Annotated in this window: 13 protein-coding genes; 7 read left to right on the top strand and 6 right to left on the bottom strand. The window is 73.2% G+C overall.

What is annotated here, in order from left to right; genetic code table 11:
- Window positions 1–4: 4 nt before the first annotated feature.
- Complete coding sequence (locus tag HG542_RS20045; protein WP_171083369.1) at window positions 5–793, top strand: ABC transporter ATP-binding protein; 789 nt, start codon at window positions 5–7, stop codon at window positions 791–793.
- A 9-nt stretch (window positions 794–802) separates the two neighbouring features.
- Here the strand turns inward: HG542_RS20045 and HG542_RS20040 are convergent, their stop codons facing one another.
- Window positions 803–1,726, bottom strand: a complete 924-nt coding sequence (locus tag HG542_RS20040) for an L-tyrosine/L-tryptophan isonitrile synthase family protein (RefSeq protein ID WP_171083367.1) — start codon at window positions 1,724–1,726, stop codon at window positions 803–805.
- 4 nt (window positions 1,727–1,730) lie between these two features.
- Window positions 1,731–3,005, bottom strand: a complete 1,275-nt coding sequence (locus tag HG542_RS20035) for a cytochrome P450 family protein (RefSeq protein WP_171083365.1) — start codon at window positions 3,003–3,005, stop codon at window positions 1,731–1,733.
- A 219-nt stretch (window positions 3,006–3,224) separates the two neighbouring features.
- Here HG542_RS20035 and HG542_RS20030 point away from each other — a divergent pair, with 219 nt between their 5' ends.
- The 3 genes from HG542_RS20030 to HG542_RS20020 are packed head-to-tail and all read left to right on the top strand — an operon-like array spanning window position 3,225 to window position 6,346.
- Entirely contained in the window at window positions 3,225–3,434 is a 210-nt protein-coding gene (locus HG542_RS20030) for a hypothetical protein (protein ID WP_171083363.1), read from the top strand.
- The gene (locus HG542_RS20025) at window positions 3,434–5,860 is read left to right on the top strand and encodes a heavy metal translocating P-type ATPase (protein ID WP_171083361.1); all 2,427 of its coding nucleotides are present in this window, start codon (window positions 3,434–3,436) and stop codon (window positions 5,858–5,860) included. The genes HG542_RS20030 and HG542_RS20025 overlap by 1 nt, the downstream gene beginning before the upstream one ends.
- A gap of 9 nt (window positions 5,861–5,869) precedes the next feature.
- The gene (locus HG542_RS20020) at window positions 5,870–6,346 is read left to right on the top strand and encodes a copper chaperone PCu(A)C (protein ID WP_171083359.1); all 477 of its coding nucleotides are present in this window, start codon (window positions 5,870–5,872) and stop codon (window positions 6,344–6,346) included.
- A 64-nt stretch (window positions 6,347–6,410) separates the two neighbouring features.
- Here the strand turns inward: HG542_RS20020 and HG542_RS20015 are convergent, their stop codons facing one another.
- A complete protein-coding gene (locus HG542_RS20015; RefSeq protein ID WP_171083358.1) occupies window positions 6,411–6,998 on the bottom strand; it encodes a sigma-70 family RNA polymerase sigma factor in 588 nt (195 codons plus the stop codon).
- Between the two features lie 25 nt (window positions 6,999–7,023).
- On the opposite strand from HG542_RS20015, the gene HG542_RS20010 reads away from it, so the two are divergent.
- Window positions 7,024–7,248, top strand: coding sequence for a zf-HC2 domain-containing protein (locus HG542_RS20010; RefSeq protein ID WP_171083356.1), 225 nt, complete (start codon window positions 7,024–7,026; stop codon window positions 7,246–7,248).
- Window positions 7,249–7,370: 122 nt separating this feature from the next.
- Here the strand turns inward: HG542_RS20010 and HG542_RS20005 are convergent, their stop codons facing one another.
- Both HG542_RS20005 and HG542_RS20000 read right to left on the bottom strand, forming a co-directional pair.
- Window positions 7,371–8,024: a hypothetical protein gene (locus HG542_RS20005; RefSeq protein ID WP_229922879.1), complete on the bottom strand. Its 654-nt coding sequence runs from the start codon at window positions 8,022–8,024 to the stop codon at window positions 7,371–7,373.
- 316 nt (window positions 8,025–8,340) lie between these two features.
- Window positions 8,341–8,580, bottom strand: a complete 240-nt coding sequence (locus tag HG542_RS20000) for a holin (protein WP_171083351.1) — start codon at window positions 8,578–8,580, stop codon at window positions 8,341–8,343.
- Between the two features lie 141 nt (window positions 8,581–8,721).
- On the opposite strand from HG542_RS20000, the gene HG542_RS19995 reads away from it, so the two are divergent.
- Window positions 8,722–9,966 carry a helix-turn-helix domain-containing protein gene (locus tag HG542_RS19995; protein ID WP_171083442.1) on the top strand — a complete coding sequence of 415 codons (1,245 nt, stop codon included), beginning with the start codon at window positions 8,722–8,724 and terminating at the stop codon, window positions 9,964–9,966.
- 56 nt (window positions 9,967–10,022) lie between these two features.
- A complete protein-coding gene (gene exaC, locus HG542_RS19990; protein WP_171083349.1) occupies window positions 10,023–11,546 on the top strand; it encodes an acetaldehyde dehydrogenase ExaC in 1,524 nt (507 codons plus the stop codon).
- 262 nt (window positions 11,547–11,808) lie between these two features.
- On the opposite strand, the gene HG542_RS19985 is transcribed toward exaC, so the two are convergent.
- On the bottom strand, window positions 11,809–12,858 hold the full coding sequence (locus HG542_RS19985; RefSeq protein WP_229922881.1) for a fatty acid desaturase family protein: 1,050 nt from the start codon (window positions 12,856–12,858) through the stop codon (window positions 11,809–11,811).
- Window positions 12,859–13,083: the final 225 nt, after the last annotated feature.

The following is a 13,083-nucleotide window of genomic DNA, read 5'->3' as shown; positions in this document are numbered from 1 at the left end:
CCGTATGAGGATCTCGGTGGAGGACCTGGAAGTGGCCCTGTCCGGGCGGACGGTGGTCTCCGGAGTGCACATCGTCGCCGAGGAGGGCGAGATCGCCGGCCTCATCGGCCCCAACGGCAGCGGCAAGTCGACGGTGCTGCGCACCGTCTACCGCCATCTGCGCCCGCAGGCCGGCCGGGTGCTGGTGGGCGGCACGGACGTACGCACCCTGACGGCCGTCGAGTCCGCCCGCCGGGTGGCGGCGCTGCCGCAGGAACGCGGGACGGACTTCGAACTGTCCGTCCACGAGGTCGTGGCCATGGGCCGCACCCCCTACAAGCGCGCCTTCTCCGGCGAGGACCGCACGGACACCGACACGGTGGCGGCGGCCCTGTCCCGCGTCGGCATGAGCGGCGCCGGCCGCCGCCGCTTCTCGGCCCTGTCGGGCGGCGAACGCCAACGCGTCCTGCTGGCCAGGGCCCTGGCCCAGGACCCGCAGGTCCTGGTCCTCGACGAGCCGACGAACCACCTGGACGTGCGCCACCAGGTGGAGCTCCTGACCCTGCTGCGCGACCAGCGCCGCACGACACTGCTCGCCCTGCACGACCTCAACGCGGCGGCGTCGGTCTGCGACCGGCTGCATGTGCTGCACAGGGGTGCGGTGGTGGCATCGGGGGCACCACGGGAGGTCCTGACCCCGGAACTCCTGGCGGAGGTGTTCGGGGTGCGGGCGGCAGTGGTGGAACATCCGCTGACGGGCGATCCGTTGATCGCGTTCGACCATCGGGGGGCGGTGGAGGCGGCAGCGGTGTAGGGGGCTCCCCTACACCGCCACGTAGTGACTCGGCCGCCCCTCCCGCCACACCAACCGCCCAACCGTCTCGGCCTCCACCCGCCGCATGAGCCGGGCCCCCGGACCGGTCCCCCGGACCACCACCGAATGCCACGGCGTGGCCCACACATCGACGGAGTCGAGCAACCGGATCCCGAACTTCCCCGACCCCGCCGGCTGCGGATGGATCGACAGGCGCACCGACCGCGGAAAGTGGTCGGCGATCAGGTCGCCCCACGCCCGGCTCCGGGCGATCACTTCGTACGCCCGCTCCCTGCACTCCCGTTGCAGCGCCGACCGGCTGCCCGCGTACCCCGCAGGCGTGTCCTCCACCAGGAACCGTGTGATGCCGCGGTACAACCGCGCGGTCTCCTCGTCCGTCCGCGTCTGCGCCCGCAGCGCGGCCGGCGAGGGCGCGTACGCCTCGGTCACCAGCCGCCGCTTCTCCGCGTGCGGCAGGTCGCCGTGGACCTGCCGGAGGTCGAAGGTCTCCAGGTGCCGCAGCCCTTCCCTCCGGATCAGGGCGCGCAGTTCGTCCCCGTACGCGTCGATGTCCGCGTCGGACACCTTGATCTGGTCCGCGAAGATGTGCCCGTCCGAGCAGATGACCATCCGCGCCCCGGGCGCGTAGATCGCGCCGATGCGCGCGCAGAGCCCGTCCAGGAAGGTGAGCGAGAGCCGCTCGCCCTCGTCGGGCAGGTGGCCGAGGACCTTCTCGGGGTTGGGGGACTTGCACGGGAACCCGGGGAGCGTGAACAGGACGGGTTCGTCGCGCTCGGTGAACTGGCGTATCTGGCGCAGCTGTTCCGGGTGGTTCCGTGGATCGGAGGACGGCGCCGGGCCGGTGGTGGTCCGGTGGTACGGGAGGAGCAGGCCGAGAATCGTGGCCTCGACGGAGGCCGTTTGCGTGATCACCGCATCACCCGCGCTTGTTGCGGGGGCACACGCCCCGGTCGACGGTCCCGAAGGTCACGGGCAGCTCGGAGGTGCCGCGGCCGAGGACGGCCGGGATCCACGGCAGTTCCTCCTCCGGCACCGCGAGCCGCAGCCCCGGCAGCCGCCGGATCAACGTGCCGATGGCGACCTGGAGTTCGATACGGGCGAGGGCCGCGCCGGGGCAGAAGTGGATGCCGTGCCCGAAGCCGAGGTGCGGTCCCTGCTGCCGGTCGAGGTCGAGTGTGTCGGGGTCGGGGAAGCGCCCGGGGTCGCGGTTGGCGGCGCAGAGGGAGACGATCACGGAGTCCCCGGCGGGCACCCGCGTGCCGTGCAGCTCGGCGTCCTCGGCGAGGAAGCGCCAGGTGGTGAGCTCGAACGCGCTGTCCAGACGCATCAGTTCCTCGACGGCGGCCGGCATCAGCCCCGGCTCGGAGCGCAGCCGCTCCATCGCCTCCGGGTGCCGGAACAGCGACACCAGCGCGGTGGTGATCTGGTTGGTGACAGGCTCCTGCCCGGCCACCAGCAGCTGGAAGATCATGGAGTCCAGCTCCTCCTGCGACAGTTCGCCGGCATCGCGCGCGGCGACCAGCCGGCCGAGCAGGCCGTCGCCGGGGTGTTCGCGCCGGTCGGCCACCACGTCGGCGATGTAGCCCTCGAGCCCGCGCAGCAGTTCCTCGTAGGCGGGCCGCCGGGGGTCGTCGGGACCGACGGGCGCGACGACCCCGCCCCATTCGCGGCGGAAGCGGGCGGCGAGGTGCGGCGGCAGCCCGATGACCTCGGCGAGCACCTGGAAGGGGAACCGGGCGGCGAAACACTGCACCAGGTCGACGGCGTCGGTGTCGGCACCGGCCGGCATTCCGTCGACGAGTGCGTCCGCCATCTCCTGGAAGCGCGGCCGGAGTTCCTCGACACGGCGCGGCGCGAAGGCGTCGGTGATCAGCCGGCGCATGGCGGTGTGCTTGGGCGGGTCCTGGTGCAGGAGGTGCACCTGGAGCCGGGAGTGCTGCGGCTCGGGCATGATCGAGGCGCGGGCGCGCCACCGGTCGTTGCCGCGCGCGTGGTTCTTGCCGAGCCGGGGGTCGGCGAGGGTGCTCTGGGCCGCGGCGTGGCCGGTGACCAGCCAGGCGGTGACGCCGCTGGGGAAGAGCACCCGGTGGATCGGCCCCTCCTCGCGCAGCCGCGCGTACAGCGGGTAGGGATCGCGCTTGTACGCGGAACCGGAGAGGTGCACGGGTTGCACGGGTTCGGACGGCGGCACGGCGGAAGTCTCCTCGGGAAGTCGTGGACCCCTGAGAAGTCGTACGGACACGGGTTCGAGTTCCCGGAGGTTTGCGGGACGGTTCCGGAACGCCCCTCGATCTCCAGGTAGTCGGCCGGACGCGGCCACTGGTTCCCGGCCGCGAAAGGGACAATCCTCACGTGCCGCGCAACGGGCACAAGGCACGGATCGCCCGCCGGGCCGTGCCACGATGCCCCGATGACCGCACGTCACCCCCTCAGTCCGTACGCGACACTGATCGGCTTCGCCCTGCTCCTGACCGCGCTCTTCGGCGTCGCGTACGCCGTCGGCTCCATGGCCGGTCCCGTCTCCCCCGGCATGCACCGCACCGGCGGCGGGACGGGCTCCGGTTCCGGCGGCGGCGGAACCGGAGGCGGCATGGACGGCATGCCGGGGATGGGCCACTGATGAGCAGCACCGCGACAACACCTCCGGCCGCCGAGACCGAGCTGATCGTCGGCGGCATGACCTGCGCCGCGTGCGTGGCCCGCGTCGAGAAGAAGCTGGGCCGCCTGGACGGCGTGACCGCCACCGTCAACCTGGCGACCGGCCGCGCCCGTGTCAGCCACCCGGCGGCCGTGACGCCGGCCGAGCTGATGGCCGTGGTGGAGGGGGCGGGCTTCACGGCCGCGCTGCCCGAACCGGAGCGAACCGCCGCACCCGACGACGAGAGGTCCGACACCTCGGCCCTCACCCGACTGCTGATCACGGCCCTGCTGTCCGTACCGGTGCTGGTGCTGTCCATGGTTCCGGCGCTGCAGTTCCGCAACTGGCAGTGGCTGTGCTTCGTACTGGCGACACCGGTCGCGGCGTGGGGCGCCTGGCCGTTCCACGAGCGCGCGCTGCGCGGGCTGCGGCACTCGGCCGCCACGATGGACACGCTGGTCTCGCTGGGCGTCCTGGCCTCGTACTCCTGGTCGGCGTACGCGCTGTTCCTCGGCGGCGCCGGGGACCCGGACATGCGGATGCCGTTCACGCTGGTGCCCTCGATGTCGGGCGGCACGGCGGACGTGTACCTGGAGGCGGTGGTCGGCGTCCCGCTGTTCGTCCTGACCGGTCGGCTGCTGGAGTCCCGGGCCCGCCACGGCACGGGCTCGGCGCTGCGGGCACTCGCCTCCCTCGCCGCCAAGGACGTGACCGTCCGGGCGGCGGACGGCACCGAACGCCGCGTGCCGATCGCGGAGTTGCGGGTCGGCGACTGCTTCGTCGTACGGCCCGGGGAGCGCGTGGCGACCGACGGCACGGTCGTCGCGGGCAGTTCGGCGCTGGACCTGTCCCTGGTCACGGGCGAGAGCGCGCCGGTGGAGGCCGGCCCGGGCGCATCCGTGGTGGGCGGTGCGGTCAACTCCGGCGGGCTGCTGGAGGTACGGGCGGAAGCGGTCGGTGCGGACACCCAACTGGCCCGGATCGCGCGGCTGGTGGAGGAGGCGCAGGCCGGCAAGGCGAAGGTGCAGCGGCTGGCGGACGCGGTGGCGGGTGTCTTCGTCCCCGCGGTCCTCGCCGTCGCCGTCACCGTCCTCGGCTTCTGGCTCGGCGCGGGCGCGTCCCCGCAGGCGGCGGTCACCGCGGCGGTCGCGGTCCTGGTGGTCGCCTGCCCGTGCGCCCTGGGCCTGGCCACCCCCACCGCCCTGCTGGCGGCAACCGGCCGCGGCGCGGGCCTGGGCATCCTGGTCCGCGGCCCGCAGGCACTGGAGGGCCTGCGGCGCGTGGACACGGTCGTCCTGGACAAGACGGGCACGCTGACGACGGGCTCGATGACGGTGACGAGGGTGACGCCCCGCCCGGGCGGCCTCGGCACGGAGGCCGCGGTCCGCCTGGCGGCGGCGGCGGAGTCGGGCTCGGAACACCCGGTGGGACGGGCGATCCACGCGTATGCGGGGGCCGGGGGGCTGCCGCCGGCAACGGAGTTCACGGCGACGCCGGGGGTCGGCGTCAGCGCGACGGTGGAGGGGCACCGGGTGGAGGTGAGACGTCCGGAGGCCGCCGCGACCGGTGTTCGGGGCGCGGCCCCGGAAAATCCCTCGGCCGAACCCCGGGAGGGGGCCCGGGGCGGAGCCCCGGAGGATGCTCCCGCCGCAACGGCGAGCAACCCCGACGTCGAGGGTCCGGCGGAATCACGACGGCGGCAGCCCGACCGCCCCCTGCCGGAGGCCCTCGCAGCGGCGCTGCGAACCGCCGGACAAGACGGCCACACGGCCGTCACCGTCACAGTGAACGGCACCGCCGAAGCCGTCATCGCCCTCGGCGACACCGTGCGGGCCGGCAGTTACCGCGCCGTCGACCACCTCAAGCGACTCGGCCTGCGCCCCGTCCTGGCCACCGGCGACAGCGAGGCCGCGGCCCGCGCCGTCGCGGCCGAGCTCGGGATCACGGAGGTCCACGCGCGGGCGACCCCCGAGGACAAGGCCCAACTCGTGCGCGCGCTGCGCGCGAAGGGCCACCGGGTCGCGGTCATCGGCGACGGCGTCAACGACACCGCCGCCCTCGCGGGCGCCGACCTCGGCATCGCGATGGGCGGCGGCACGGACGCGGCCATCGGCGCCGCCGACGTCACCCTCGTCCGCGAGGACATGGGCGCCCTGGCCGACGCCGTACGCCTGGCCCGCCGCACCTCGGTGACCGTACGGGCCAACCTGGCCTGGGCATTCGGCTACAACCTCGTGACCGTGCCGCTCGCCGCGGTCGGACTGCTGAGCCCGATGGTCGCCGCGGCGGCGATGTCGGTCAGCTCCCTGCTGGTGGTCGGCAACAGCCTGCGCCTGCGCACCTGGCAGCCGGTGCCGGCCCGGACCGGCCGGACCCGGCGCCCCGCTCCGACGCGCAAGGAATCGTAAGGAATCGTGATGAAGGACTCGCTCCTCCGCACCGCCCGCGCGGCCCTCGTGCCCGTCGCCGCGTGCGCGGTCGCCCTCGGCGGGCTGACCGCCTGGACGGCCTCCGGCGCCGCGGGCCGCCCCGCCTCCGTGACGGTCGAGGACGCGCGCGTCCTGGTCCCGTTCGGGACGGACGACACCGCGGCCTTCTTCCGGCTGCGCAACGCCGGTGACACCGACGACGAGCTCGTCGGCGTCGACGTCCCCTCGGCCCGCGGCGCGATGCTCAGCCGCACGGTCGTGAAGAACGGTGCCGGAACGATGCGGATGGTGCACTCCGCGACCGTCCCGGCGCACGGCACGCTGGAGATGTCCCCGCACGAACTGGACGTGATGGTGTCCGGACCGCCGCGCCTGCGCGTCGGCGACCGGCTCCCGTTCGTCCTGCGCTTCCGCGAGAGCGGCGAGGTGCGCGGCGAGGCGGTGGTCGTCCGGCCGGGCAACTGACCCGGCACGTGCGAAGGGGGCCACGGGCGCTGTCGCCCGTGGCCCCCTTCGTACGCGGTGACGCCTACCCCGCCATGGCCGGTACGCGCCCGCGCACCGGCACATCGCGCTCGGCCGTCTCCAGCTGACCGATCAGCGACTCTCGGGCCCGCGCCACGCGGGACCGCACGGTGCCGACCGGGCAGCCCGCGACCACCGCGGCCTCCGCGTACGGCAGTCCGAGCAGCTGGGTCAGGACGAACGCCTCACGGCGCTCGCAGGGCAGCCGGTCGAGCAGCTGCGAGAGGGCCACGCCCTCGTCGAAGCCCGGCAGTCCGGCGGACTGTGCCCGCTCGGCGGCGGACAGCCAGTCGTCGGTGTCGGACAGCCGCGGCCGCGCGGCCTGGAAGCGCAGCCGGTCGACGACCGTGCGGCGGGCGATGGACAGCAGCCAGGTGCGGGCCGAGGAGCGGCCCTCGAAGCGGGCCAGCGAGCGCAGGGCCCGCAGGTAGGTCTCCTGCACGAGGTCGTCCGCGCCCTGCGGGTCGTTGCTCAGCCGGGCCACGTACCGCCGCACGTCGCTCTGCGTCGCGCGGATGAAGCGCTCCACCGCGTCGGCGTCGCCGCTGCGGGCGGCGAGCGCCCAGGCGGTCACCGTCTCGTCGTCACGCACGGCGGCCTCCTGCGACGATGGCCGGGTGCACTGCAGCCAGGCCCGTACCGCCATATCCGCCCGCATCGACCGCGAGGAGCTGCCGCCGGGGACGACCGGCGCGGCGCTCGACGCACACCTGCGCGGGTGCGCCGAGTGCCGCCGCTGGGGCGAACGGGCGCTGCGGCTCAAGGTGCTGGCCAGGCAGTTGGACACCGGCTCGGGCATCGGCACGGACATCGGCACGGACGTCGGCACGGACATCGGCTGACGAAGCCGGATAAATCAGGGTTGTTCGGGCAGGGGTCATCGCCCTGGGTCCTTCCTGGATTCCGGGCGCCCGGTCGTGGGGAGCGGGCGGCCCGGTGACGTGATCGGCCGGGTGGGTCGCCGTCAGCAGAAGGCGACACGGGCGGCCGGCGGACCACGCGTGGCGATGACATGGGCGTACAGCAGCTGACGCAGCCGCTGTGCGGCACGCGACCGGTCGGCGCGGATGCGCGGCGGGCCGGAGCGGGCCGGTACGTCGTGGAAGAGGAGGAGCAGCGGGGCGCGCAGCCGCGCGCCGATGGTGCGGCCCAGGCGGAAGGCGGCCTGCTCGCCGCCGGAGAGCCAGATGCCGCAGACGACGGCGACCAGGACGTGCGCGGACCACATGCCGAGGGCGCCGTGGCCGGCGCCCATGGACATGTGGTCCATGGCCATGTGCCCGGTGTGTTCCGGGGGCATGGGCATCGTCATCGCCGTCGGCGGAAGTCCGCCGCAGGTGAGGCGGTCCCCGACGGGAGCGGACAGGGTGTCCGCCGCCTGGGCGGCCGCAGCCCGTTGGGCCACGCTCTGCGCCACCGAGAAGAAGGAGTGCAGACCCGTCTGCGCGCCCACGGTGGCGAGCGTGATGAGCAGCGGCCCGCGTTCGCGCCCCGCGAGGAACCAGGCGCAGCTGCCCGTTCCGGTCAGCGCGACGGCGACGGCCCACCACGGAACCGTGGTCCCGGACATGACGGCGTGGCCCAGGGCTGCGAGCAGCACGCAGACCGCTGCGAACACGGCGGCTCGCAACGCCCGCGGCATGTGTCCCGCCTGCTGCCCACTTTTCATGACCCGCACATCGTTGCACCCGCTCCGTGCGGAGCGAAGGCGGGGTACGTACTGCACCCGGGTGCATGGCCCCGCCCCGTACCGTCCGCCCGGCGGTACGGGGCGGCGGGCCTCCGGCTCGGGGGGATGGACCGGGGCCCGGTCCCGTCGCGCCAAGTGGGACTCGCAAGGGCAAGTCTTCCGCGCGGCGGGCCGGGCCGGGAACGTGTGCGAGGGGGTGTGCGCGGGCACATCGCGCACACCCCGTGTGAAGGGAGGGATTCCGCTATGCCGTGCCCCGCCGGAGGCGGCCCGGCAGCCAGGCGGCACTGTCCTTGTCCCCGAACCGGCTCCCGATGGCCCCCTTGATCACGGAGAGGGCGGCGGGAATCGCGGCAATGGCGGCGGCCTTGACGGCGGAGACACTGGCGAGGTTCGCTCCGTCGGCGATGAGCAGGCCGAGGAAGGTGGTGACGTAGGCGGCGAGGGTCCGTTCGGCTATGTCGGCGAGCACCTTGGAGGACATGCTTCTTTCTTCTTTCCGTTCCTGGGGTCGGGGGGTACGAGCGGGCAGGGCCGCGCGGAGTGGTGCAGTGCCGTCGCGCGTGGTCTCGTGTGACGGGGTCTCGTGTGACGGGGCCTCGCGTGACGTGCTCACTGCAATCCCCTGCCTGTTCCGGATGTACCCCGTACGGCCCCGTCCCGCACCGCTCCCGCACCACGACCTTCGAGGAGGTTCCTCGTGGCCAGCACCCATGCGGAGTTGGTGGCCGCGTCCTGGCGGCGCTCGGCGGCCGCCCTGCCGGCTCCCGAATTCCTGGCCCCCGTCGAGCTGTCCGGCCCCGAACTGGACGGCTACCGCCGGGCGCATCCGCTGTCCCGGGCGATGCCGCTCTTCCGCGAGCTGCTCGGCTCCCTCGCCGACGACGGGACGCACCTGCTGGCGGTCTGCGACGCGGCGGGCCGCATGCTGTGGGTCGAGGGCCACCGCGGGCTGCGCGGCCGGGCCGAGCGCATGAACTTCGTCGCGGGCGCCCGCTGGGACGAGCGGCACGCCGGCACCAACGCGCCGGGCACCGCCCTCGCCCTGGGCCATGCGGTGCAGATCGTCGCCGCCGAGCACTACAACCGGCTGGTGCAGCCGTGGACCTGCGCCGCCGCGCCCGTCCACGACCCGCGCACGGGGCGGCTGCTGGGCGCCGTCGACATCACCGGCGGCGACCACCTCGCCGCCCCGCACTGCCTGGCGCTGGTCCGCGCGACGGCCCGCGCGGCCGAGGCCCAGCTGGCCGCCGACCGCGGCGGCTCGGCCGGCGGCTGGTCGCTGTCGGCGCTCGGCAGGGACGAGGCGCTGCTGACCGGCGCCGGCCGCCGGATACGGCTGGGCCGCCGGCACAGCGAGATCCTGGTGCTGCTGGCGGCACATCCGGAGGGCCTCACCGGGGACGGTCTCGCGGCCGGGCTCTACGGCTGCGAGCGCGCCGTGCCACCGGTGACGCTGCGCGCCGAACTCTCCCGGCTGCGGCGCCTGGTGGGCCCGTTGCTGGGCTCTCGCCCGTACCGGCTGTGCGCCGTCGTGGAGACGGACGCGGCGGGCGTGGAACGGGAGTTGGCGGCGGGCGATCTGCGTGCCGCGCTCGACCGGTACGACGGCCCCCTCCTCCCCCTGTCCGAGGCGCCGGGCGTCTGCAGGCTGCGCCGCCTGCTGGAGGACCGGCTGCGGCGCGCGGTCCTGGGCAGCGGGGACGCGGGCGCGCTGCAGTCGTGGGCGGACAGCCCGTGGGGCGAGGACGACCTGGAGGTATGGGAACGGCTGCTGGCAGCGCTCCCGGAGAGCGCGGCACACCGCCGCTCGGTCGCGGTGCGGGCCCGGCTGCTGCGGGCAACGTTCGCGCAACCTGTCCGGCGCTAGCGTCCTTGGCCGCACAGTCGAACGGCGACCGGCAACTGCCCACCGGAGGACGTCCCATGACCCGCTACGCAAGCCCCGGCTCCCCCGACGCGATCGTCTCCTACCGTTCGCGCTACGACCACTGGATCGGCGGCGCGTACGTACCGCCCAAGCAGGGACGGTACTTCGAGAACCCGACCCCGGTGAACGGGCAGCCGTTCACCGAGATCGCCCGCGGCACGGCCGAGGACGTCGAGGCCGCCCTGGACGCCGCCCACGCCGCGGCCCCCGGCTGGGCCCGTACGTCCCCGGCCGAACGCGCCGCGGTGCTCAGCCGCATCGCCGACCGCATGGAGCAGAACCTGGAGCTGCTCGCGGTCGCCGAGTCCTGGGAGAACGGCAAGCCCGTCCGCGAGACCCTCGCCGCCGACATCCCGCTCGCCGTCGACCACTTCCGCTACTTCGCGGGCGCGATACGGGCCCAGGAGGGCACCCTGTCCGAACTGGACGAGGACACGGTCGCGTACCACTTCCACGAGCCGCTGGGCGTGGTGGCCCAGATCATCCCGTGGAACTTCCCGATCCTCATGGCGACGTGGAAACTGGCCCCGGCCCTGGCCGCGGGCAACGCGGTGGTCCTGAAGCCGGCGGAGCAGACTCCGGCGTCGATCCACGTCTGGCTCGACCTGGTCTCGGACCTCCTCCCGCCGGGCGTGGTGAACATCGTCAACGGCTTCGGTGTGGAGGCTGGCAAGCCACTGGCGTCGAGCCCGCGGGTGGCGAAGATCGCGTTCACCGGCGAAACGACGACAGGCCGGCTGATCATGCAATACGCCTCGGAGAACCTGAAGCCCGTCACCCTCGAACTCGGCGGCAAGAGCCCGAACATCTTCTTCGACGACGTCTCGGCCGCCGACGACGACTTCCTCGACAAGGCCCTCGAAGGCTTCACCATGTTCGCCCTCAACCAGGGCGAGGTGTGCACCTGCCCCTCCCGCGCCCTGATCCAGCGCGGCCACTACGCCTCCTTCCTGGAGGCGGCCATCACCCGCACCGAGGCCATCGTCCCCGGCCATCCCCTCGACACCACCACGATGATCGGCGCCCAGGCCTCCAACGACCAGCTGGAGAAGGTCCTCTCCTACCTCGACATCGGCAAACAGGAAGGCGCCCGCATCCTCACCGGCGGCACCCGCGCCGACCTCGGCGGCGAACTCAAGGGCGGCTACTACGTCCAGCCCACGGTCTTCGAGGGCACGAACCGCATGCGCATCTTCCAGGAGGAGATCTTCGGCCCGGTCGTGGCCGTCACCTCGTTCACCGACTTCGACGACGCGATCGGCATCGCCAACGACACCCTCTACGGCCTCGGCGCCGGCGTCTGGACCCGCAACGGCACCACGGCCTACCGCGCAGGCCGCGCCATCCAGGCGGGGCGCGTCTGGACCAACTGCTACCACGCGTATCCGGCTCACGCCGCGTTCGGCGGGTACAAGCAGTCGGGGATCGGGAGGGAGGGGCACAAGATGATGCTGGATCACTATCAGCAGACGAAGAATCTTCTGGTGAGCTACTCGGCGAAGAAGCTGGGCTTCTTCTAGAGGCACGAGAAAAGGTGGTTGGCTTGCTCCCGGCCGCCGACTGCGTTCCGTTACTGCATCGCTCGGGCGCACCGCGCGTGGTGAACACGTCCAGGCCGCGCTCAACGCGATCACCGTCGTGTACGCGAACGCGCTGTGGGAGGAGGGCATCCGGGACAACGTGGCCAACCGGTCTGGTGGCCACCGGCCTCAACGCCGACGCCCCCGTGCGGCTTGCGCCCACGGGGGCGTGGACGGGCTCCGCCCGGAGCCCGGGTGCGGCTCAACGAGGCCCGGCTCCTTGTCCGTCCCGCAGTGGGGCTCCGACGGCGTGCATATGGCGCAGCGCCTGCGCATAGGACTCGACGAGTCCGGTTTCGGTGTACGGCAGGCCGGTCGCCCGGCAGTGGGCGCGGACCAGAGGCCGGGCGAGCCGCAGGTGGGGACGCGGCATGTTGGGGAAGATGTGGTGTTCGATCTGGTAGTTCAGCCCGCCCATGAACCAGTCGACGACCACGCCGCCCCGGACATTGCGGGAGGTGAGGACCTGGCGTCGCAGGTGCCCCCAGCGCTCGCCGTCCGGGTCCGGCATCTCCATGCCCTTGTGGTTGGGGGCGAAGACCATACCGAGGTGAAGGCCGAAGAGGGCGTGGTGGAGCAGAGCGAAAGCCATTGCCTTGCCGGGCGACATGGCGGTCAGCAACAGAGTTGCGTACCCCGCCGCGTGCAGTGTCAGAAGTATCGCTTCGATGTGGCGGTCGCGCGGCTCCCGCTGTTTGAGGTCGCGCACGCCCGAGACCTTCAGGTTGATGCCTTCGAGCAGCAACAGGGGGAAGAAGAGCCGTGCTTGATGGAGGGTCAGCCAGCGGGCGAAGCCCTCCCGCCGGGCGGCCTGGCTCTGGGTCCACACGAGTGCGCCCACCCCCACGTCCGGGTCCTTGTCGACGTGATTGGGATTGGCGTGGTGGCGGTTGTGCTTGTCGTTCCACCAGCCGTAGCTCATACCCAGCAGCAGATTGGCGTGGACAGTCCCGAGGACACGGTTGACCCGGCGGGTCCTGGATATCTGGGCGTGTCCGCTGTCGTGTCCGATGAAGGCAACACGGGCGGAGAAGACCGCCAGGGGCACGGCGAGCAGCAGGTTCCACCAGGTGTCGCCGGTGAGCACGACCACGGTGGCAGTGGCGGCGAGCATGAACAGATCGCCGGCGATGGCCGCCGCATACCGGCCGCGTCGGCGCTCCAGGAGCCCCGTTGCCCGCACCTGGCGCAGCAGCGGGGCGAAGTCACTGCCTGCGGCGGGTTCCGCGAGGGCGGCACTGGCCTGTGTCACGAGGGCTTCTCCGATGGCTCGATGGGCGGTTCGACCTCATGAAACGTATGGCCGGCGGGCATGGCGCGACCATGGCGGCACCACCCGTACGGCCAGGGGGGACAACCCCCGGTGGCGGCAAGGGGCCTGGCTCCCGACGGGCAATGCCGAGCCGGCCTGCGTGCCCGAGGACCGGTGCGCAAACGCCGGTCGGCCGTCCAGTCGCGCAGGTCCACTTCGCAGGCA

The organism is Streptomyces morookaense, assembly GCF_013030945.1.
Classification (GTDB): Bacteria; Actinomycetota; Actinomycetes; order Streptomycetales; family Streptomycetaceae; genus Streptomyces; species Streptomyces morookaensis.
Note: the sequence above shows the minus strand (reverse complement) of the source record. Positions and strands in the feature narration are given on the sequence as shown.

Bases quoted from the DNA above. Each gene is read 5' to 3' on its own strand.
- HG542_RS20045 (WP_171083369.1), top strand. From the start codon at position 5: ATGAGGATCTCGGTGGAGGACCTGGAAGTGGCCCTGTCCGGGCGGACG.
- HG542_RS20030 (WP_171083363.1), top strand. From the start codon at position 3,225: ATGACCGCACGTCACCCCCTCAGTCCGTACGCGACACTGATCGGCTTC.
- HG542_RS20025 (WP_171083361.1), top strand. From the start codon at position 3,434: ATGAGCAGCACCGCGACAACACCTCCGGCCGCCGAGACCGAGCTGATC.
- HG542_RS20020 (WP_171083359.1), top strand. From the start codon at position 5,870: ATGAAGGACTCGCTCCTCCGCACCGCCCGCGCGGCCCTCGTGCCCGTC.
- HG542_RS20000 (WP_171083351.1), bottom strand. From the start codon at position 8,580: ATGTCCTCCAAGGTGCTCGCCGACATAGCCGAACGGACCCTCGCCGCC.
- exaC (WP_171083349.1), top strand. From the start codon at position 10,023: ATGACCCGCTACGCAAGCCCCGGCTCCCCCGACGCGATCGTCTCCTAC.